Below are 609 nucleotides of genomic sequence, written 5' to 3'. Positions count from 1 at the left end.
GCCGCACCGGTCGCGCCGATCGCCCAGGCCGTCGCCCCCGCGGTGCCCGCCATCACGCCCGCCACGTCCGGCACTCTGCGCGAGTTCTTCACCGCCAAGAACGTCAAGCTCGAGCCGCAGGTGGCCAACGGGTTCACCGCGCTCAACATCGTGCTGCCGATGCCCGCAGGCTGGTCGCAGGTGCCCGACCCCAACGTGCCCGACGCCTTCGCCGTGATCGCCGACCGCAACAGCGGCGATCTCTACACACCGAACGCGCAGGTCGTGGTCTACAAGCTCATCGGGGACTTCGATCCCAAGGAGGCCATCAGCCACGGCCTCGTCGACAGCCAGCAGCTGCCGGGCTGGCGTTCCATCAACGCTTCGCTGGCCGAGTTCAACGGGTTCCCGTCGGCCCTCATCGAGGGCAGCTACCGCTCGACCGAACAGATGCTCAACACCTCCCGGCGGCACGTGCTCGCGGCGTCGGGGCAGGACCGCTACCTGGTGTCGCTGACGGTGACCGCCGGTGCAGGCAACCAGGGCGCCCCGACGGCGGCCGACGCCACCGACGCCATCGTGACCGGTTTCAGGGTCGCCGCGCCGGGCACCGCCGCGTCCCCGGCCGCC

General features: G+C 71.1%; 1 protein-coding gene. It reads left to right on the top strand.

The genetic code is table 11. The features are described 5' to 3' along the window. Nucleotides 1-609: LpqN/LpqT family lipoprotein (locus tag Q2100_RS31575; RefSeq protein WP_302917169.1), on the top strand; the 609-nt coding region annotated here is incomplete at both ends.

Source organism: Mycolicibacterium arseniciresistens (assembly GCF_030519285.1).
Classification (GTDB): Bacteria; Actinomycetota; Actinomycetes; order Mycobacteriales; family Mycobacteriaceae; genus Mycobacterium; species Mycobacterium arseniciresistens.
The sequence above is the reverse complement of the archived record's forward strand: the minus strand, read 5'-3'. Positions and strand labels throughout refer to the sequence as shown.